15 protein-coding genes and 1 tRNA gene are annotated in these 21,329 nt (G+C 55.5%); 9 read left to right on the top strand and 7 right to left on the bottom strand.

Annotated features, from left to right (window positions below):
* The first annotated feature begins 69 nt into the window (after nt 1-69).
* Nucleotides 70-1,155: an LOG family protein gene (locus tag SH467x_RS13305; RefSeq protein WP_482367595.1), complete on the top strand. Its 1,086-nt coding sequence runs from the start codon at nt 70-72 to the stop codon at nt 1,153-1,155.
* Nucleotides 1,156-1,240: 85 nt separating this feature from the next.
* Nucleotides 1,241-1,327, top strand: a tRNA-Leu gene (locus SH467x_RS13300).
* 62 nt (nt 1,328-1,389) lie between these two features.
* Here the strand turns inward: SH467x_RS13300 and pstB are convergent.
* The 4 genes from pstB to SH467x_RS13280 all read right to left on the bottom strand — a co-directional run bounded on the left by pstB (nt 1,390) and on the right by SH467x_RS13280 (nt 8,489).
* Entirely contained in the window at nt 1,390-2,214 is an 825-nt protein-coding gene (pstB, locus tag SH467x_RS13295; RefSeq protein WP_482367594.1) for a phosphate ABC transporter ATP-binding protein PstB, read from the bottom strand.
* A gap of 16 nt (nt 2,215-2,230) precedes the next feature.
* A complete protein-coding gene (locus SH467x_RS13290; RefSeq protein ID WP_482367593.1) occupies nt 2,231-4,750 on the bottom strand; it encodes an ABC transporter permease subunit in 2,520 nt (839 codons plus the stop codon).
* Complete coding sequence (locus SH467x_RS13285; protein ID WP_482367592.1) at nt 4,747-7,437, bottom strand: ABC transporter permease subunit; 2,691 nt, start codon at nt 7,435-7,437, stop codon at nt 4,747-4,749. Before SH467x_RS13285 ends, SH467x_RS13290 begins: the two co-directional genes overlap by 4 nt.
* A gap of 71 nt (nt 7,438-7,508) precedes the next feature.
* Nucleotides 7,509-8,489, bottom strand: a complete 981-nt coding sequence (locus SH467x_RS13280) for a PstS family phosphate ABC transporter substrate-binding protein (protein WP_482367591.1) — start codon at nt 8,487-8,489, stop codon at nt 7,509-7,511.
* A gap of 328 nt (nt 8,490-8,817) precedes the next feature.
* On the opposite strand from SH467x_RS13280, the gene SH467x_RS13275 reads away from it, so the two are divergent.
* The 5 genes from SH467x_RS13275 (at nt 8,818) to panC (ending at nt 15,625) form a co-directional block, all read left to right on the top strand.
* Complete coding sequence (locus SH467x_RS13275; RefSeq protein WP_482367590.1) at nt 8,818-11,295, top strand: PSD1 and planctomycete cytochrome C domain-containing protein; 2,478 nt, start codon at nt 8,818-8,820, stop codon at nt 11,293-11,295.
* 18 nt (nt 11,296-11,313) lie between these two features.
* On the top strand, nt 11,314-12,759 hold the full coding sequence (locus tag SH467x_RS13270) for a DUF1501 domain-containing protein (RefSeq protein ID WP_482367589.1): 1,446 nt from the start codon (nt 11,314-11,316) through the stop codon (nt 12,757-12,759).
* A gap of 21 nt (nt 12,760-12,780) precedes the next feature.
* The gene (locus tag SH467x_RS13265) at nt 12,781-13,821 is read left to right on the top strand and encodes a vWA domain-containing protein (protein WP_482367588.1); all 1,041 of its coding nucleotides are present in this window, start codon (nt 12,781-12,783) and stop codon (nt 13,819-13,821) included.
* Between the two features lie 130 nt (nt 13,822-13,951).
* Nucleotides 13,952-14,740, top strand: coding sequence for a phosphoribosylformylglycinamidine synthase I (gene purQ / locus SH467x_RS13260; protein WP_482367587.1), 789 nt, complete (start codon nt 13,952-13,954; stop codon nt 14,738-14,740).
* Nucleotides 14,741-14,776: 36 nt separating this feature from the next.
* Nucleotides 14,777-15,625, top strand: coding sequence for a pantoate--beta-alanine ligase (gene panC / locus SH467x_RS13255; protein ID WP_482367586.1), 849 nt, complete (start codon nt 14,777-14,779; stop codon nt 15,623-15,625).
* A gap of 84 nt (nt 15,626-15,709) precedes the next feature.
* Here the strand turns inward: panC and SH467x_RS13250 are convergent, their stop codons facing one another.
* Genes SH467x_RS13250 through glpK form a run of 3 tightly spaced genes read right to left on the bottom strand, consistent with a single transcriptional unit; the run spans nt 15,710 to nt 19,566 of the window.
* Complete coding sequence (locus SH467x_RS13250) at nt 15,710-16,474, bottom strand: MIP/aquaporin family protein (RefSeq protein ID WP_482367585.1); 765 nt, start codon at nt 16,472-16,474, stop codon at nt 15,710-15,712.
* A gap of 15 nt (nt 16,475-16,489) precedes the next feature.
* A complete protein-coding gene (locus tag SH467x_RS13245) occupies nt 16,490-18,085 on the bottom strand; it encodes a glycerol-3-phosphate dehydrogenase/oxidase (protein WP_482367584.1) in 1,596 nt (531 codons plus the stop codon).
* Complete coding sequence (gene glpK / locus SH467x_RS13240) at nt 18,070-19,566, bottom strand: glycerol kinase GlpK (RefSeq protein ID WP_482367583.1); 1,497 nt, start codon at nt 19,564-19,566, stop codon at nt 18,070-18,072. Before glpK ends, SH467x_RS13245 begins: the two co-directional genes overlap by 16 nt.
* Before the next feature lie 404 nt (nt 19,567-19,970).
* Here glpK and SH467x_RS13235 point away from each other — a divergent pair, with 404 nt between their 5' ends.
* Nucleotides 19,971-20,861: a DUF1559 family PulG-like putative transporter gene (locus SH467x_RS13235; RefSeq protein WP_482367582.1), complete on the top strand. Its 891-nt coding sequence runs from the start codon at nt 19,971-19,973 to the stop codon at nt 20,859-20,861.
* A 140-nt stretch (nt 20,862-21,001) separates the two neighbouring features.
* Nucleotides 21,002-21,319 (top strand): hypothetical protein, encoded by a 318-nt coding sequence (locus SH467x_RS13230; RefSeq protein ID WP_482367581.1) that lies wholly within the window; start codon nt 21,002-21,004, stop codon nt 21,317-21,319.
* Nucleotides 21,320-21,329: the final 10 nt, after the last annotated feature.

Below are 21,329 nucleotides of genomic sequence, written 5' to 3'. Positions count from 1 at the left end.
GCGAATCGATTGTGGTATCTTATCGGCTCCTCTTCGGCCTTCGAAGCCTTGAAATCCCTTGGAGCACGCATGAGCGATTCAGAAAAAGAGCTTCTACCTCCTCAGAACCCTACACCTCCTGCAGACTTGCCCGTACCTCCTGCAGCCTTGGGAGAAGACGAAAAAGCAAGACCACAGCCGGCCGATGAACCTTCGTTCGCCCTCGAAAGCGAAGACTTGATCGACATGATGAAGCGGACCGTCGATCGACTCCATCTGGACGGGACCGCCCGAGGGGATTTGAAGATTCTAAGCCGCTCGCTCCGGGAGCTTCGATACGCGTTCAAAGTCTTTCAGCCCTTTCGAAGACGTCGCAAGGTCACGATTTTCGGTTCGGCGCGAACTCCTCCCGATCAGCCCACCTATATCCAAGCATCCGCGCTGGCAGCTCGGATGGCTGAAATGGGATGGATGGTCGTCACCGGTGCAGGGGGCGGTATCATGGAAGCGGGACACAAGGGAGCGGGCCGCGAAATGTCGATGGGGCTGAATATCATGCTCCCCTTCGAGCAATCAGCAAATCCCTACATCCAAGGGGACCCCAAACTGGTCACCCTCAAATACTTCTTCACGCGCAAGCTCATGTTTATCAAGGAGTGCAGCGCCGTGGTCTGCTGCCCAGGCGGATTTGGTACCCTCGATGAAACGCTCGAGGTCCTCACCCTCCTCCAAACAGGGAAACAAACCATGTTGCCCCTTATCCTCCAAGACCAACCCGGAGGAAACTTTTGGAAGGGACTCGAAACGTTTTTCCTCGGCGAACTCCTTGAGAACAAACTGATCAGTCCGGAGGATGTTCATCTCTACCGCGTCAGCCACTCGATCGAAGAAACCGTGCAAGAGATCCTTGGCTTTTACCGCAATTACCACTCGATGCGCTACGTCGATGAAAATCTGGTTCTCCGACTGAACCACCGACTCCCGGACCCTGCGATCGAAAACCTGAACCAAGAGTTCGCGGATATTGTGGTATCGGGTCAGATCACCCAACGCGACGCTTTTCCCGAAGAAGCATCCGAGGTGGAGGTAGCCCACCTGCCGCGCGTCGTGTTTCACTTCAACCGACGCAACTACGGCCGACTCCGACTCCTCATCAACGCCATCAATACCGTTTGATCTTGCAAGCGTCCGCTAGCTGAACCAACAGGATTGGTTTAAACTACCGCAGTCGATCGGCAAACTTCCCGTTTGCCCCACCCAAGCCGCTGTGGCGAAATGGCAGACGCAGCAGACTTAAAATCTGCTGGGGCGTAATTGCCCCGTGTGGGTTCGAGTCCCACCAGCGGCACTTGGTTGCTCTTCCTTCGTCTCCCTCTGAATGTCCGAATCGGCCATTATCCAAAGCGACCGTTATCCAAAGCGACCTGTGATGTAATCTTCGGTTTCTTTCAGCCTGGGTTTCGTGAAGATGGTTGAGGTAAGCCCCAGCTCCACCAACCGTCCGAGATACATGAAGGCGGTGAAGTTGCTCACTCGAGAAGCTTGCTGCATATTGTGGGTCACGATCAAGATCGAGTAGTTCCCCTTGAGCACATCGATGAGGTCTTCGATCTTGCCGGTCGCAATGGGATCGAGCGCCGAACATGGTTCGTCTAACAAAAGGACTTCAGGGTCGCTCGCGATCGCACGGGCGATGCACAACCGCTGCTGCTGCCCACCAGAGAGCCCGAGCCCGCTTTCGTGCAATCGATCCTTCACCTCCTCCCAAAGGGCGGCCCCCCGAAGGGATTGCTCGCAGACCTCCATCAGTTTTGCTTTGTTCCGCTCCCCATCGATTCGCAGGGGATACACGACATTTTCGAAGATGCTCATCGGAAACGGATTCGGTTTCTGAAAAACCATTCCCATCCGCTTGCGAAGCTGAATCACATCCACCCCCGGTGCAAAAATCGAGTCGTTTCCGAGGATCATATCCCCCTCGATTCGAACGGAGTCGATCAAGTCGTTCATGCGGTTGACACTTCGGAGCAACGTCGATTTGCCACAACCGCTCGGACCGATCAATGCCGTCACTTGCCCTTTGGCGATCGGCATCGTGATATTGTGCAATGCCTGCTTGCGACCGTAAAACAAATTGAAGTTCTGAATCTTCAACACGGGTTCCGCAGCGAGAACATCTTCATGCACCACCGATCCGACGGTTTGGCCGTCCGCGATGGCTTTGAGGCGATCCATTTCGAAAAGAACCTTTCTAAAACTGGCTGCTTTGGAATCGTTTCCGCAACCTAGCTCTCAACCAAATTGCGGCGATGTTCAAGAACGTTACGATCGTCAACAAAAGCAAGGTAGCCGTGAACACCATGGGCTTGGCCGCCTCGCTGTTTTGACTTTGAAATCCGAGTGAAAAGATCTGAAACCCGAGGTGCATAAAGGATCGGGAACCGTGGAAGAACGGGAACTCCAAATCCAACGGCAACTCGGTTGCCAAAGGAATCGCTCCCACCAGCATCATCGGCGCGACCTCGCCTGCTCCGCGAGCCATGGACAGGATAAACCCCGTGATGATTCCTGGTCTTGCATAGGGCAAAACGATGCGCTGCAAGGTTTGCCACTTCCCAGCGCCGCACGCATACGAACCTTCTCGAAGGGAATTGGGAACCGCCGCGAGAGCTTCCTCTGTCGCGACGATCACCACAGGCAGAGTCAATAGCGCCAGCGTACACGATGCCCAAAGCAAACATCCCTTCCCAAACGTCGGGTTCGGAAGACTCGCTTGATAAAAACCATCGAAAAAAGGGACTTTGACCACCAACGCCACGAATCCAATCAAGCAAAGCACCCAGAACACGGCGGCAAACGACGACACACGCTTGCGCCACTTCGTCATGTGAGCCGGAGAACCTGATCCGAGGAACGCTAAGAAAAACGCAATCGTTCCTACCACCACCGTCGCCGCGCAAGCGGTGAACCAAGTCGCGCTAGGCCAAGGGTCAAAACCAGCTTTCTTCGGCCCACCGTCGATATACCCGCCGATCGTGTAACAAAAGAACGCCAATCCAAAAACTCCGTACACAATGCTCGGCACCCCGGCCAAATTATTGATGCTAATTCGAATCAAACTGAGAACCCAGCCTGGTCGGGCATATTCCCGCATATACAACGCAGCCATTACCCCAAAAGGCATCACAGCCAGTGACATAAGAAGCGTCATGACGACGGTTCCCCAAATCGCTGGGAAAAATCCTCCTTCGACCCCCGCTTCACGCGGCTCCCCGGCAAGAAACTCGAACCAACGACTCGCATACACACCCAGCTTGCCGAAAAAAGTCAGCCGATTGGGCTCAAACCATCTCACCATATCCGCCGTGGCCACAGCTTTCGTTTGAAAAGCCATCGGCGCAGTCTTTTGTTCCGAACGCCAGTAGTAATGGGCGAGTCCATCGGCATCGGTTAAGGACACAATCCCGAGACCTATCTTTTCGGCTTCCAATGTCCCGTCGGGAACAGCCTCCACAATCGGTAAGGCGAACGTGACTTGCTCCGATCCTCGAATCCACTCCAAGCGACCGATCTCCGTATTGATCTCAAACTGCTTGGATGCCACAGTGCGAGCTTCTGCAATTGCCTTCTCGACGGAAATGCGAGAGCGATCTGGCAACTTCCCTGCGAACTCGGTTAGCCAAGCCTGAAGTCCATCCCTCACCGGTGCAACCTCTTGCTCCTCCTGCTCGTCGATCGCCCTTCGAAGTGCCTGCATGGCTTTGCTTTGTCTTTGCTCGCTCGACAAGGAATCGCTACATAGCTGAAGGCCCGATCGAATATCGCGCCATTGCTGCTCGACAGTTCCAAGCGTCGTAGCCAGTTCGAGCCCTTCGTCGAGTCGGCTCAACAGATCAGTCTTTTCGGCCAACTCCGCTTTGCGAACCGCTAAACGCAGTTTTGCGACGCTTTGATCAAGTCGTCCCAATTCGTGCTTGGAGTGTTCCAACTCCCGCTGCACACCGACCATTTTTCGATGAGATGTCGCGACCGCACCGGGAATAGCGTCGACCTTCTGAACGCGTGCAGGTGTCCCGGTTCCCTCGGCACGATAAGCCTCTTCCAATGCTTTGGCCTTCGAATCCAACAGGGACTTGAGCTGCTCGACCGCTTGATCAAAATCCGAAGCGGCGGAATCTCGCCCCGATTCTTCGACCGATTCGGCGGGTGGACGAAAGCGATCGATCTGATCCAAAAGCCCCTTTTGAATCGAGTACTCGCGATCCATTTCAGGAGAATACTCGGAGGTGAATTGCGTGGGGAAGCCGTAAAGCACTCCCCATTCCAGCCGCTCTACCAACCAAATCCCATCCGGCCGCGATGGCTCCTTGGTCGCAACACCGATCGCAGGTACATACGCGAAGTGCCGATTCCCAACATCGTAATTCCCTGTGCGAAGATAGATCTGTTCCGAAGCTACCGAAGAGCGACCTTGCAACAACCCACTCGCTTTCGCTTGCGTCCGCTCAGGAAATTCCGCGATCGACTCTGGAGTGAGGCGATAAGGCTGCGTGCCGATCCACTCACCGCTCGCCAGCCCACCGTCATCCAACGCAAAGACTACGTAGGAACGAGGCCACAGAGTCGATAAGCCCTGGTAAAGTATCAATCCCAACAAAGAGACAATCATCGCACAAGCGATCGCAAACATGCCACCAGTTAGCCAAACCAGCGGCTCTCCTTGTGCGATCAAATTGCGACCGGTGGGTCGACTGCGAGCATGCGAGGTCATAACTGATAAGCTCGCTTTCTGAATCGCATTCTCACCAGCTCCGCTATGGTATTCGCTACCAATGTGAAACAGAACAATAGCAACGCCGCCAAAAAGAGCCCGTGGTAATGCGTCGATCCTCGGGCCGCCTCCGGCAGTTCCGTCGCCAAGGTAGCCGATAGCGTGCGATAGCCATTCATCGGATTGATATCCATCAACGGTGTATTGCCGGCTGCCATCAATACCACCATCGTCTCTCCCACCGCGCGACCAAAGCCGATCATCATCGCGCTAAAAAGACCGCTCATCGCCGTCGGTACCACGACGCGAATCGTTGTCTGCCAAGTCGTGGCTCCACAACCCAAAGAAGCACTGCGCAAATGCTGCGGTACCGATTGAAGCGCGTCTTCGGAAATGGTGTAGATCAACGGAATAATCGCAAACCCCAAAATGCATCCCACCAACAGTGCATTGCGCTCCTGATAAGGCCCCAGAACGGGCCCGCGTGGGTCAAGCCCAATGCCATGCAATGCGGTTGCGATCAACGCGCTCAAGACGAAGACGGAGACAACCCCCAACAGGAAGAACCCCAAATTGAAGATAGCAAATCGGAATGGTGTCATCGACGCTGCAATCAATTGCATCCGCGGATTCAGCGGGCCGCTCATCACCCATGCAACCAACAGTGCAATGGGAAGCAATCCGATGGCGAACCAACCAGGCCACCCCGAACCAATCTGTCCGGCCAGCCACTGCGTCACACTTCCTCCAAACAGAGCCTCTTCAAGAGGCGTTGCGACAAGTGTTGCCAGGTACACACCGATCGGAATCAAGACAATCAAAATCGGCAGTCGCCAATGCTTCGCCCGAATCGCCAACCGATTTGGCAGCAAGAGCCAACAATGGGCACCCAACAAGAACAAAAAGAGGACCATCGGAACAGCCAACAAACAGGCCATCAAATGATCGCGGAGTAGAGGAGCCAACACCAATGCCCCGATGAATCCCAAGACGACGCTCGGCACGCTCGCCATCAACTCAATCGCTGGCTTGAAACGCGTTCGCCAACGACTGCTCATGAACTCGCTCCCAAATATCGCCGCCATCAGCGCGATCGGGGCTCCGATCAACATGGAATAAAACGTCGCCTTAAACGTCCCGAAAATCAATGGCATGAAACCAAACTTGTATTCCCCTTCAATGTTTCCCGTGCTGCTCTGCCACACATGCTGCGGGGAAGGATACCCCTCATACCAAAGCCGACCAAAGAACCCCATCCAACTCGCTTCGGGGTGAGGAATCGTGACACGCCATAGCGACACCCCGCGATCCGTCACGGCACCCACCACCTCCGCGTTCGAGGAAAAGAAAACCGAAGGCTGCACCGAAGCTACCTTCGCTTGGGTATTGGCTTGAAGTTGGGTATTGGCTTGGGGTTGGCTTGCTGTCGCGTCGGCCCCCTCGCGACTCAACTTCCATTTGGCCAATCGCCGATTCGTCGGCACATAGTAGATCGCCAAATCTCCATGCTCGAATATCCCAGCCAGGACTCTCGCTGTGGGAGAGGCGGCCAGTGACTTGACCGCCCCAAGCTCCCCTTCAAATCGATGGATCGACATCAACTCTTGGCTTTGTTCAACCGCCGACATGGCGACCGCTTCGATATGTCCCGACTCGGCTCCCAATACAAAGGACGTCCTCCCCAATAAAGGAGTTGTGCACGTCAACTGGCTTTCGCTCCCCGCCAGCGAAAGATGCGTCTTGGACGCGACGAGTTTGCCTTCCCCGTCCGCGTTCCAATAAGTCACCTTTCCCGCGCGATCGACCGCCGCCAAACTCGTTCCACGCGAGTCGATCATCAGACCATACCATCTCGAGCTGGGATCGCTTTCGGATCGATACTGCCATTGTGTTGACTCTTGACTGACCGCGTCGGTGATCGCGTTTACTTTATTGTCGGTCCGAGCCAGCACCAATCCGTTGCCATCGGTTGCACCCCATAGCCACGTCATCGAAGCATCAAAACTGGATACCGCCTGCGGGGTCTTCCAATCCACCGCGACAACCGGCGATGCGAAGAGAGGTATCAAAGGATGAAAGACCAAACTCTCGATTTGCTGACGTCGGATCAGTCCCGAATTGGTCTGGCGGTAAATTGCCCCCTCGTGAACCGTCCAATCCTGCTGCGTGAACTGAACCTCCGTTGGCAATTCGCTCCCTTTGAGGAACGCTATTTGATAACCGAATGTGATCGGTCGCACGGAACCGTCTTCGTAGCCGACGAGCAAGCTGGCATCGTCTTCCGAAACCGAAACGCAAGTGGCTCTCCCACCTGCTCCAGCCTGTTCGGGACTTGAGTCTCCGTGGGGCGAATGCGTTTCGAGGACTTGCCCCGAACTGACAGAATAAAAGCGAATCGTGGATGAGGCGTCTAGCGTCCAGAGGACTTCGCCGTACTCATCGACTCCCGCAGCCAAAACCGGCTCGCTGTTCACCAAAGGAACGGACCCAAGCGGTTCCGATCGATTGGACTGAAAAAGCGGGAGAACATTCCCCAGCAAGACAAACACCACCAACATCACGACGAAGATGGTTCCCATCCCCCCGATGGTGATCACTTGCTTTGCGATCCGATCCGACATGCGAACCCACCGAGACGAATTGCGATCTCGATGGGGTCGGATGGTTACGTTTTCGGCTTGATTCACGAGTTTCGCTTCAGTGCGAGGTCAGTCCGTAAAAATCATTCCGTCGCAATAGGGGGTAAACATTCCGTCGTTTACTGGATGCCAACCATCTTGAAAGCCTTTTCCGCAATCTTGGCATCGACAGGGAAGTACCCATCCTTCACCAACAGTTCCTGGCCTTCTTTGCTGAAGATGAACTTGATGAATTCTCGGCGGAGAGGCTCCAATTTGCTCGTCGGTTTGTAGTTCACGGCCAAATACAAATACCGCGCCAGCGGGTACGACCCATTGTAGGCATTTTCTGCGGATGGCTCGATAGCTGGCGACCCTTTCTTCGAAGAGAGCTTCAGTGCCTTCACCGCCGCCGTCTTGTAACCGATTCCGCTGTAACCCATCGCAAATTTGTTTTCTCCGATGGAGGAAATCACGGCCGTGCTCCCTGGCTGCTCGTTCACGCTATCGAGGAAGTCACCGTTGCCAAGCACTTTTTCTTTGTAAAAGCCATATGTTCCCGAGGCGGCATTCCGCCCGAACAACGCGATTGGCTGCTTCTCGTATTCTCCGGTCAGCCCGAGTTGCCCCCAAGTCAAAATCGGCTCCCCGCCAAGCTTCCGAGTGCTGGAAAAGATGGCATCCGCCTGCTCCAACGTAATGGAGTCGAGTGGACAATCCCGGTGAACATAAATCGCCAGCAAGTCGATCCCAGTAGGAAGCAACGTCGGCTTGTACCCGAACTTCTTCTCAAAGTCCGCAATCTCATTGGTTTTCGCATCGCGGCTCATCGGTCCAAAGCTGGCCGCCCCCTCGATGAGCGCCGGCATCGCTTTCGACGAGCCTTGCCCCTCGACCTCCGTCCGAACACCCCGGTAATAGGTCTTGAACTTCTCCGTCCACTGCAGCATCAACGTATTCATGGTGTCCGAGCCGACCGACTTCAATTGCCCCGACGGGCCAGGGCTCGGCTTGTAAGCTGCGAGCTTGGCGTCCACCGACTGCCCCCAGGCAACCGAGGAAACCGACAGGGCTCCGATCAAAAGCCCCCACAAACACAGAAATAGCTTGGGATTTCGCATGATTCTCGCAGGCACGGGGAAAGGGAACACGTCCTTCGCGAAACGGTAGCATTCCGGCCGCCGTTACTCGGTCCGGGAATTGTTCCAGAACTTCTTCAATTCTAAAGGAGCTAATTGTTAAGAAACGGTTAATTGTCCGGCTCCCGCGGCAGGCTCCACAGCCATCTTTTCCGACCTGATGACAAACTATCGCATACATTCTAAGCCGGCCAAATAGTAGAATATGGAGGCGTTGGATGGAGCTGACGATCCCTTGGATCGACGGCACCCCTTTGCTCCCCGCCCAGCCCGGCCCCACCTGCCTGAATCCCAACGACCACAGCATAAAATGCTCTTATTCAATCAAGTCATCCCGTCGTCAAACCGTCTTCCTTCCTTGGATTCCTCGCTGTTCCTTTTCTTCGCATTCCTGCTTGTTGGATTCCAGGGGCAAAGCGTGCGCGCGGAGGAGATCGATTTCGCGAAACAAATCCGCCCGCTGCTGGCAAAGAATTGTTATGCCTGCCACGGAACCGATACCAAGGAATCGGGTCTGGCGCTGCACGAATTCGATCTGGCTACTCGAGAGGCCGAGAGCGGGAGTCGAGCGATCGTTCCGAACTCCCCGGAGGAGAGCGAGCTTCTGAATCGGATCACCAGCGCAGATCCTTCGGTTCGCATGCCCCCTGAAGGAGAAGGGTTTACGCCCGCACAAGCCGATTTGATTCGTCGTTGGATCGAGCAGGGAGCAGAGTATAAGGCACATTGGGCATTCCTCCCTCTCTCCAACCCTCGCGTCCCCACCGAGTCCGATTCTCCATCGCTTGGAAAGGAACGCCGATTCACGCGTCAGAATCCGATCGACGCATTTATCGCCTCGAGCTGGTCGGAGAAGGGGCTTGCCACGTCCGGACGAGCGGAACCACGCGCCCTCATTCGCCGCCTTTACTTCGACGTCCTGGGCGTACCTCCCGAGCAATCCGTCGTGGAGTCGTTCGCCGCCAATCCGACGGACGAGGCCTACGAGAGACTGGTCGATGAGCTCCTGGCGGACCCGCGATTCGGCGAACGGATGGCCCGCGATTGGCTCGACGTTGTCCGCTACGCAGAGACCAATAGTTTCGAGCGCGATGGCCCCAAACCCAATGCGTACCATTATCGGGATTACGTGATCGAATCGTTCAACGAAGACAAATCATACCGGCAGTTCGTCATCGAACAGCTAGCGGGAGATGAAGTGGAATCGCCTACCACCGAATCTCTGACCGCGACCGGATTCTTCCGTCTCGGTATTTGGGACGATGAGCCGGCTGATCCACTCCAAGCTCGATTCGACGAATACGATGACTTGGTAACGACGATCGGGCAAGGCATCATGGGTCTTACCCTCAACTGCGCTCGCTGCCACGACCACAAGATCGATCCGATCCCACAAAAAGACTACTACCAGATGGTCGCATTCCTCCGCGACGTGACTTCGTACGGCTCGCGAGGCGATGAACGTGGCAACTCGCAGATCGATGTATCGTCCGCCGAAGTGAGGCAGCAATCCGTTCAGTTCAAGGAACGGATGAAAGAGATACGTCGCCTGCGCCGCGAGATCGAGAACGAAGGGATCGCGACGATGAACGAGGAGGATAAGACGGCCGCGAAGAGTCCGGACCGCGACAAAGTCATCGCCTCCAAACTGAAAGCCCATCTCACGGAAAGTCGCTGGACGGAATACGAGGCTCTCAAACAGGAACTCGATCAAGTCAACAAGAAGATCGAACAGTTGCAGACAGAGTTTCGTTTAGGTTTGGCGCGCAAAGAGCCAGCCCCCCCCGACACACATCTCCTGCTGCGCGGGTCCCCCCAAGCAGAGGGAGACAAAGTCGATCCTGACTACCCCGAACTATTTCAAGAGGATGCACCGAAGCTTCAGAGTCCGGAGCCAGGAGCCCAGTCGGCCGGCCGCAGAATCGTTCTTGCACAATGGCTTACGTCCGATTCCAACCGCTTGACGGGCCGGGTGATCGTCAATCGCATTTGGCAACATCACTTTGGACGTGGAATCGTACGGTCCGCCAACAACTTCGGTCAGATGGGGGATCCCCCTACGCATCCCGAACTGCTCGACTTCCTGGTGCAGGAGCTTGTTCGGAGCGACTGGCGACTTAAACCGCTCCACCGCATGATGCTGTTGAGTGAGGCCTATCGTCAAAGCTCGATCGCCGACGATGAGGATGTCGAAAAGGATCCGCAAAATGATCTCTTCGCACGCTTCAACGCCAGGCGCCTCAGCGCGGAAGAATTGCGAGACTCGGTTCTAGCCGTGTCAGGGCGTATCGAGTATTCGAAGTATGGCCCCAGTATCTTCCCAGAGGTTTCCGACGATGTAAAAGCGACGCAAAGCGTCCCCGGCAAGGGTTGGAATAATTCGTCGCAACGGGAGCAGTCTCGGCGAAGCATCTACATTCACATCAAACGATCACTGGTTCCGCCCGAGTTATCGGTCTTCGACTTTCCGGAAACCGATGTGACCTGCGAAGCTCGCTTCTTAACAACCCAAGCCGCGCAAGCTCTTAATATGCTGAACGGGGCATTCATTCAAAAGCATGCAACGCTCTTGGCCAATTTCGTGGCCCCACAAAGGGAGTCCCTCGAGGATCGATTGGCCCTAGCGATTGAAACGGTCTACACCCGTCCTGCCGATCGTTCGGAAATCGAACGAGGCTTGCGTCGTATTCAAATCCTGAGGGACAAATTCCGATTGAGCGAATCGGATGCGTTCCGAGAATACTGTCTCGTCCTTCTCAACAGCAACGAATTCCTCTACTTGGACTAAGGGATCTTAGGCAAAGCCATGACAAAAGCCAATTTCTGTGGACGAACACGCAGAGAATTCCTCTGGCAGACCGGTTGCGGTTTCGGCGGAGTTGCGCTGACGTCGCTCCTCACCAGCGACGGTTTCTTTTCGAAGGCCCAAGCGGATCAACAGCGACCGGTCCCCTCGGCTTACTTGCCCAAAGAGGCAGCCAAAGCCAAGTCGGTGATTTTTCTATTCATGTACGGCGGCCCCAGCCAGATCGATACATTCGATTACAAGCCCAACATGGTGGGGATGGACAACAAAACGATCGCCGTCAAAACGTTTGGCCGGGGAGGCCACCGAAATGAAGGACGGATTGTTGAACCTCGCTGGAAATTCAAACAGTATGGTGAATGCGGAAAGTGGGTCAGCGACCTTTTCCCGAACCTGGGTCATTGCGTCGACGATATAGCGTTTGTCCATTCGATGACTGCGGATTCTCCGATCCACGGATCGGCCATGCTCATGATGAACTCCGGGAAGATTCTTAGCGGCTCCCCCTCGCTTGGATCGTGGATCAACTATGGTCTTGGGACCGTCAATGAGGATCTGCCGGGCTATGTCGTGATGCTCGATCCCTCCGGCGGCCCGATTAGCGGCGCGAAGAATTGGTCGAGCGGGTACATGCCTGCAAACTACCAAGGAACGATTCTCCGAGCGAAAGGGGCTCCCCTCTTGGACCTGCAGCCACCCGCTGGTGTCTCGCGCGACTTGCAAAGGGAATTGATCAACGCCATCTCGGAGAACAACACGGCTCACATGGAGCAGCGAGTCCACAACTCCGAGCTCGCCGCGCGCGTGAAGAGCTACGAGCTTGCTTTCAAAATGCAGCAATCGGCTCCAGAAGTCGTCGACTTGGCACAAGAAACCCAAGAGACGCTGGACCTTTACGGGGTAGGAGATCCGAAGACCGATGATTTCGGTCGCCGATGCTTGCTCGCCCGACGCATGGTCGAGCGAGGCGTTCGTTTCATCCAGCTCTACTCCGGTGGTTCTCACAACGACGCCAACTGGGATGCACACGGCGACTTGGAGACCAATCACAATCTCCATGCCGGACGCACGGACAAACCGATCGCAGCCCTTCTCAAGGACTTGAAACGCCGAGGCTTGCTCGACAGCACCTTGGTCGTCTGGGGGGGAGAGTTTGGCCGCCAACCGGTCGCTGAATACCAGGCCAGCACGGGGCGAGACCACAACTCCTACGGTTTCACCATGTGGATGGCAGGCGGTGGGATCAAGGGTGGTCAATCCGTCGGCACGACCGATGAGCTTGGCGCCGCAGCCGTCGAACGCCCTCTTCACGTGAAGAATCTTCACGCGACGGTGTTGACCCAAATGGGACTGGATCCAAACAAACTATCCTACTTCTATAGCGGCCTTGATCAAAAGTTGGTCGGCGTCGAGCACGTCGCCCCAGTCCAAGAACTGATCGCATAAAGCCAGTCGATCGGAACGAACATGACAACCAAACCAGGTCCCGAGTTGTTGCAACGACGCGATCGATCGATCCCTCGCTTCACGATGAAGTATTGGAACGATCACCGGGCCTGGGTTTCCAGTTGCGTCTTTCACACCCTCGCATTGTTGCTCATTTCCTGGCTCTTTCGTCCAACGTCGCGAGGCACCCAAGGAGAGATGGATCGCCCTGTTGGCATTGCAGTGGTACACCAAACCGGACGAGGCAGTGACTATTTCCTCATGGGCGGCGCCTCCGCTGCCACATCGAGAGACTCCGCGACAGCGTCTGAAAAGATGGCCGCGGTGGACGTCGACACTCCCGGAGCAGCTTCGCTCGAAGAACTGGTCGCGGACCTACTCCCCAAAGAATCCGCCACAAACGGTAATGGTTCTGGCGACAGCGCCTTGGGGGAAGGAATCGCAGGAACCGGCACCGGAAAGTTATCCGGTTCAGGCCCTGGAGCAGGTAAAGGACTCAATCAAACCACCACGACCTTCCTCGGAGTCGAAGGGACCGGCGCCTCCTTTGTCTATGTGCTGGACCGCTCCGATTCGATGAATACACAGGGAGGAGCTCCCCTGTTTCTGGCGAAGAGAGAACTCCTCCAAAGCATCGAGAGCTTGACTCCCGGGAATCAGTTCCAAGTCGTCTTCTACAACGAATCCCCCAGCCCCTTGTCCGGCGCCCGCGGTGGCCGAAACCGACTTCTATCCGCCGACAAAACGGAAAAGGGAAGGGCGACCCAATTCGTTCGAAACGTGATCGCAAGCGGTGGGACTGAACACATTCCCGCCCTTCGCACCGGCCTCTCTTACGGTCCGGAAGTCCTGTTCTTTATGACCGACGGCGATTTGCCAGGCATCACGCAATCCGAGATGGACGATATTCAAGAGCGTGCGGCCAGGGCCGGCACCACAATCCATACCATTCAGTTTCGATCCGGACCCGCCGAAACCGACGGCGGCTGGATCCGCGCTCTGGCAGAAAGGAATCGAGGCAAGTACCGTTACGTCAACGTCGATGAGCTGAAGGTCGAGTAACGGCAGACATTGCACACACCCTCCAACTCCACTCCCAGCGTCCGCGTATCTGGACTGCCAAAGCCCGTTAAATGGGTTAAATTGTCAGGACTTGAGTCCAGCTACCTCCTATAGAAGAATTGATTTAGGCATGGCGAAACCGAAAGTCCTTGTGTTGCGGGCCCCTGGAACCAACTGCGATCAGGAAACCGCCTACGCTTTCGAGCTGGCCGGCGCAGAACCAGTACGACTGCACGTCAATCAATTGATCGAGAACAGCACGCTGGCATCCAAGTTCCAAATCCTCTGCTTTCCAGGAGGATTCAGCTACGGAGACGACATTTCGGCCGGCCGAATTCTGGCGACGCAGATCCACACATTCCTGAGCGATATGCTCGAGATGTTTAAACAAGAGGACCGATTGGTTCTCGGTATTTGCAACGGATTCCAAATCATGATGCGATTGGGAATCTTTTTTGACAGCGACGATGTGACTCCTCAAGCCACGCTGACTTGGAATCAACAAGGGCGATTCGAAGACCGATGGGTCCACTTGAAACCCGCGTCGTCCAAATGCGTGTTCTTGAAAGGAATCGATACCTGTTATTACCCCATGGCACACGCCGAAGGTCGATTTCTCTTCCGAGACGAAGAGGCCCGAAAACACTTGATGGCCAACGAACAAATCGCGATCCAGTACTGTACCGCCGACGGTAGCACAGGCGATGCGATCCTGCCCCACCCGACGAATCCCAATGGTGCAGAAATGAACGTGGCTGGTATCTGCGACCCGTCTGGACGCATCTTCGGATTGATGCCGCACCCGGAACGACATCTCTTCCCAACCAATCACCCCCAGTGGACTCGACGCGAATCGCAGCCAGAACACGGTGAAGGACTCAAACTATTTCAAAATGCCGTTGAGTACTTCCGCACTTAAACCAGTCGTATCTCTCTTTTAACAAGGCCACCAGACGTGCGAGTCGTTCATTCCCCACATGAGATCTACTCGCAACTGACCCACGAACGATCCACCGGTCGTTCCGTCGGCCTTGTTCCCACCATGGGCGCATTGCACGCAGGTCATCTCTCCCTAGTCGAACAAGCAAAACGCGATTGCGATATCGCTGTGGCGACTATCTTCGTCAACCCAACCCAATTCGGTCCCCACGAAGACTTCTCCAAGTATCCTCGAACACTTGAAAACGATCTCGAGCAACTCCGCAAAGTCAATTGCGACTATGTCTTCGTTCCGTCTTCAGAACAGATCTATGCACCTGGGCATTCAACGTTTATTGATCCCCCATCGGTGGCTCGCCTCTGGGAAGGAGAGATCCGCCCTGGTCACTTTCGCGGCGTGGCAACGATTGTTTTCAAACTCTTGATGATGGCACCCGCTCAGGTCGCATTTTTCGGGCGCAAAGACTATCAGCAGGTCGCTGTGATTCGAACGATGGTCGAGGAATTGAATCTCCCTATTCGCATCGAAACCTGCGATACCATCCGAGAGCCGGACGGACTGGCGATGAGCAGCCGCAATCGATATTTGAGCACCACCGAACGAACGCGTGCACTTGGGCTTTGGCGAGCCTTACAACACGCGCGCGAGCTGGTGGAACAAAATGTGCGCGACGTGTCGAAAATCGAAGCAGCCATGGCTGATGTTCTGCTAGCTGCCCCCGTTGACTCGATCGACTACGCTCGAATCGTCGATACCCTGACGCTGGAACCGCTCGAGCAAATCGACGATGTAGCGGTGGCAATCATCGCGGCAAGGCTGGGAACGACACGACTGATCGACAACCTTACTCTTTCTCGACACTAGCCCCGAAACTCAGGCCAATTCGTCTCCATGCAGATCGTGGTAAAGATTCCTAGCCACCACATTTTCTATTCTCCGAATCACGAACTATTGGATCGCAAGGTATAGAGCGGCCGCGAGAATACCTCCTGCGATGGGGCCCATGATAGGCACCCAAGCGTATGACCAGTCGCTGTCCCTCTTTCCTGGAATCGGAACGATGGCGTGAACCAATCGAGGACCGAAATCTCGCGCGGGATTGATCGCGTAACCAGTCGTTCCCCCGAGCGAAAGACCGATCCCGATAACGAGCAACGTAACGGGTAGCAAATCGACGGTCCCGAGGCCGACCAATGTCTCCGCGTTGCTGGCCGCAGTCTCTCCTTCGACTGAACTCGCGGGTATCAGTTCCCCCGATTGAAACAAAAGAATGGTGAAGACCAAGGCAAACGTCGCGATGGCTTCGCAGAAAAAGGCTTGTGCCTTGCCGGGCAGGGCAGGGGAGGTCGCAAAGCAAGCCAGCTTGCTATCGGCCGATGACTCCGCTTGAAAATGAGAGCGATAGAACCCATACACTAGCGCCGCGCCCGCCATAGCCCCTGCGATCTGCGCTAGAATGTACCCGAGTGCCAACGAAGCGGAGAATTTGCCTGCCGCGACCAGCCCCAATGTGAGAGCCGGATTCAAATGGGCACCGCTCCCTTCCTTCGATACCGTCGCGCCGCAAAAAACCGCGATCCCCCATCCGACGGCGATGACAATCCAGCCCGCTCCTTTCCCCTTCGTACCGGACAATACGACATTGCATACAACGCCGTTGCCCAAAAGGATGAGAAGCATCGTTCCGATGAATTCGGCTACATAGTTGTTCATACTCAAACTCGAAAATTAGTTCACAGGAGAGGGAAGGGTAGGGGATAGGAATCGTTGCGGCATGTAGTTCTCAGCAAGCTTTCGAAATCGTTCGATCTGGTCAGCCTCCCAAATAGCATCCCGCCCCAATTCGTGGGCGAGGAGCTTGGCAGCGTACGGTGCTAACGCCACGGCCTCCGAAGCGTTCAGAAACAAAGCTCGGGTTCGGCGTGCGAGCAAGTCTTCGACGGTGCGTGCCATTTCCAATCGAACGGCTCGCAAAAGATCCGACGGCGTCAGAATCGGTGAGAGCGTGGAGTCGTCCCCCAAGGGCCACGCGGGCAATGATGCCGCCGGGAGCGAAAGAGCCTCCCCGTCTCGGCGACTCAATCTGTGGTCGTAGGTTTTGCACTCTCTTTTTTCGAACCCGAACTCTTGAATGATGCGATCGACGCAATCCTCGGCCATATGCCGATACGTTGTCCACTTTCCACCCGTGATGGTTAACAACCCCGACGGACTCACTTCGATCGTATGATCCCGCGATAGTTTCTTCGTCGCTTGATTGGGATCCCCTTTGACGAGAGGCCGTATCCCGGTGAACACGCTCAAACACTCTTCGGGCTGGGGGCGTCTTCCGCAGTATGCCTCGATCGTATCGAGCAAGAATTTGACTTCTTCAGCAAAGGGGACCGGTTCTTCGGTCGCGTGTGGAATCGCCGTGTCGGTCGTCCCGACCAGCAAATGCCCCAACCAAGGGATCATAAAAAGAACGCGACCATCCGTCGTTTTCGGCACGATCATCGCGCTCGAGGAACCGAAGAATGTCCTCGGCAATACGAGATGCACTCCTTGGCTCGCAGCCACAAGCGGATCGACTTCCGGTCGGTCCATCCGTCGGACGGCATCACAGAATGGCCCTGTTGCATTGATGACCGCACGCCCCCGCACGTCATAAGACGAACCCGTCTCCTCGTCGCGTACAACAACACCCGTAACTTTGCCGTCGCTCCCTCGGAGCAAGGAAACAACGTTGGCATAGTTCAAACAACAGGCATGCGAATCGACCGCAGCCAGAATCGTGTCCATTAACAATCGGGTATCGTCGAATTGACCATCGCTATACGAAACACCTCCAACAAACTTCCCCTTTGCCAGTCCCGGCAATCGCCGATAAAGATCGCTGCGGCTGACCTGCCTCGATCGCTTGGCCTGCGATCCAATCGCCAAGAAATCATAAAGCTTCAATCCGATACCATAGAAGCATCGCTCCCAAACCCTGCGGCATGGAATAATAAACTCGAGCTCGTGTACGGTGTCGGGTGCATTGGCAAGGAGCCGTCCTCGTTCACGCAGCGATTCGCGAACCATTTGGAACTGAAACTGCTCCAAATATCGCACCCCTCCGTGAACCAATTTCGTGGACCGACTCGACGTTCCCTTGCCGAAATCATGTGCTTCGAGCAAGAGAACGGAGAAGCCACGCATCGCGGCGTCCATCGCGACTCCTGCTCCGGTCGCACCTCCGCCGATGATGATCACATCCCAAACCGTCCCTCGATCGGCGACCCGAGCCCATTGCGATTCTCGGCTCGGTGCAATCGTCTCCCCCACCATCATGGCTTCACCCATCCCATCGATCGCTGAACGGCCTCGGCCCACTGGGTTCGCAACCGCTTCACATCCGAAATCGCCATCTTCGGCTCAAAGACTTGTTCGGATTTCCAAGTCGCTTCGAGTTCGCCGATATCTTTCCAATATCCGACTCCAAGGCCGGCAAGAAAGGCTGCGCCGAGGGCGGTCGTTTCGACGATCTTGGGACGCACAACCGGGCACTGCAACATGTCCGCTTGAAACTGCATGAGCAATCCATTGACGGAGGCTCCACCATCGCATCGCAATTCCTCAATCGGTAGCCCGGAGTCTTGACGCATGGCATCGAGCACGTCGGCAACTTGAAAGGCGATACCTTCGAGCGCTGCTCGAGCCAAATGGGCTTTGGTCGTCCCTCGCGTCAATCCGCAAATCGTTCCTCGTGCATACGAATCCCAATGGGGAGCTCCCAACCCCGCCAAAGCCGGCACAAAGTAAACGCCCCCCGTATCGGGCACGCTCGCTGCCAACTCCTCGACCTGGGAAGAGGACTCGATCAATCCCAACCCATCGCGCAACCACTGCACCGCGGCCCCCGCAATAAAAACGCTCCCTTCCAATGCATACTGCATCGGCTTATCGTGCCCGGCTTGCCAAGCGACTGTCGAAAGAAGCCGATGGTTGGACGTCTTCACCTCGCCTCCGACCTGCATCAACATGAAACAACCTGTGCCGTAGGTGTTCTTCACCATCCCATGCTTGTGACAATTCTGACCAAACAATGCCGCTTGCTGATCCCCCGCAATGCCCGCTACTGGGATGGCGGATTCAAAGATCCCTTCGGCCGTTTCTGCGATGACTCCGCTGCTGGGAACAATGGTGGGCAACATCGATTTCGGCACACGAAGCAGCTGGAGAAGCGCATCGTCCCAAGTCTTGGTTTGCAAATCAAAGAGCATGGTTCGCGATGCATTGCTCGGATCGGTGCAATGGCTTTTTCCTTTGGTGAGATTCCAAACCAACCATGTATCGACCGTACCGCAGGCCAACTCCCCCGCCTCAGCGCGAGCCCGTGCACCGTCGACATGATCGAGTATCCACTGGAACTTGGTCCCTGTGAAATATGCGTCGATCACCAACCCCGATTTCTTCTGGATCAGATCGGCATGCCCATCGGCTCGCAATTGATCACAAAGTTGGGCGGTACGACGATCTTGCCATACGATTGCCGGATAGATGGGCTCTCCGGTCTTGCGATCCCAAACGACCGCCGTTTCCCGTTGATTCGTGATCCCGATCGCAGCGACATCCTTGGCTGAAACTCCATTCTCGCGCAGAACTTGCCGGGCGACTTCGAGCTGAGAACTCCAGATTTCATGTGGATTGTGTTCGACCCACCCAGAGTGCGGGTAATGTTGCGCAAACTCCTTCTGCGCAATTCCTCCTATTTCTCCCAACGCATTGAACAGAATCGCGCGAGAGCTCGTCGTACCTTGATCCAGTGCCAATATCCATTTCATGCTTTGCTATCCAACATCCGAGGAGAGGAGGGGAGTGCGGAGTAGGGCGGGATGCTTGATCTGCTCGAAGCAACAGACTTTGAGGCATCTGTCCGCGCCGTTTATTAGCCTCGTGATCATACTCCATTCAAAACGGATTGTGAGAGGGCAGGGGGGCTACCCTTGAGCCAGTAAGCCACCGTCGGGGCAGGGCAGGGGGGTAAAGGGATTGACTTTCCCCCGGGCAAGGTTTTAATAGGGGAACTCAGCAGTACCCCGCAAGCCATTGGCAATTTCTTTTGTCTGCAGCCAGCTAGGGAAGCTTTCCGTGTCGCGTTTGTGGCACCGAAGTAGCTTTCCCGCTTCTTATTCGGTTCCTCGACCGCGATTTCCCTGTTTGGATTTCTTTTGGAGGTACAGAAGCGATGTCGTATCGTTTTCGAGGAGCGCCGCGCGCTGCGTTTACTTTGGTGGAATTGCTGGTGGTTATCGCCATCATCGGGATCTTGGTCGGATTGCTCTTGCCCGCGGTTCAAGCCGCCCGGGAAGCAGCTCGTCGCATGCAATGTTCAAACAATCTGAAGCAGATCGGATTGGCACTGCACAACTATGAGTCGGCCCACAAACGCTTTCCCGTCGGCTCATGGCAAAGCAACTTCATCAGTCCGCTAGTCGCTTCGCTCCCACATCTAGAACAAACCAATAACTTCCAGCTCTGGGACTTCAGTCTGAGTTACTCGCATCCCAACAATCGTCAAGTCGCCGCGCAGACGATTCCAACCTATTTGTGCCCCTCCATGACATTGCCCCGGTCCGTTCCGATGGTACCAGCCAATGAAGTAGGCGGCCCATCAAGCTATCTCCTTAGCGAGGGAAGCGATGACTATATGGCCCCTTCCGATGGCATGTTCGGCCTCCATTGGCCCAGCTTTGGCTACCAAAACCCGCAACGCACGTTCGGAGATATCGTCGACGGAACCTCCAACACCCTCTTTGCGGGAGAAACGGTCTACAATTATCGCGACTCCCTTTGGCCTGCCACGGCGCCGGCTCCCTATGCGGGTACCGTACGCTTCGGCACCGCCCGCTGGTCGGTGGGGTATCCAAAGATCGCTCTTGGCTCGACCCTCTTTCCATTCAACATCCATCGTGCCGCAGCAATGGGGGGGTATGCAAGCCAACATACGGGCGGTGGTAACTTCCTCTTTGGCGATGGAAGCGTAAGGTTCTGGAGCCAAAACATCGACATCGTTCTTTACAACGCTGCCGCGACGCGAGCCGGCGGCGAAATCCTCCCGCTTGGAGGTCTGGAATGAGGAACCAAGACGCTACCTTGCATTCCGGCCAATTCAGGTCGATCTGTACCAAGACACTTCGGTGCAGCCTGTTGCTATTACCCATAACATCTGGATGTTTCGATTCATCGCCCCAACGCGTCGCCGTTCGAGGGACCATCATGATCGATGGCAAGCCGATCGATAAGGCCTCCATCGTTCTGACACCGGTGACACAAGGCTTCCCGGCCATCGGTGTCCTGGAAAACGGCTCGTTCGAAATCCCGCAAGACGCGGGTCCGACTGCCGGGGAACTGTGGGTCCGAATCAATCCCGATCCGGCACACGGAGAATCGACACCCCCAGCCACGATGACGTCCCGCGATGGATCATCCCGAAAAGCTGGAATTCCTAAGAAGTTTCAGAAAAACGGGACGGTCAAAGTGACACTCACCCCAGGAAAAGAACAAGATATTACTCTTGAGCTCACCTCGAAATAAAGCAGACGCG

Origin of the sequence: Brakhagea slesvicensis, from assembly GCF_052161625.1 — a bacterium.
Lineage (GTDB): Bacteria > Planctomycetota > Planctomycetia > Pirellulales > Pirellulaceae > JBKCUI01.
Note: the sequence above shows the minus strand (reverse complement) of the source record. Positions and strands in the feature narration are given on the sequence as shown.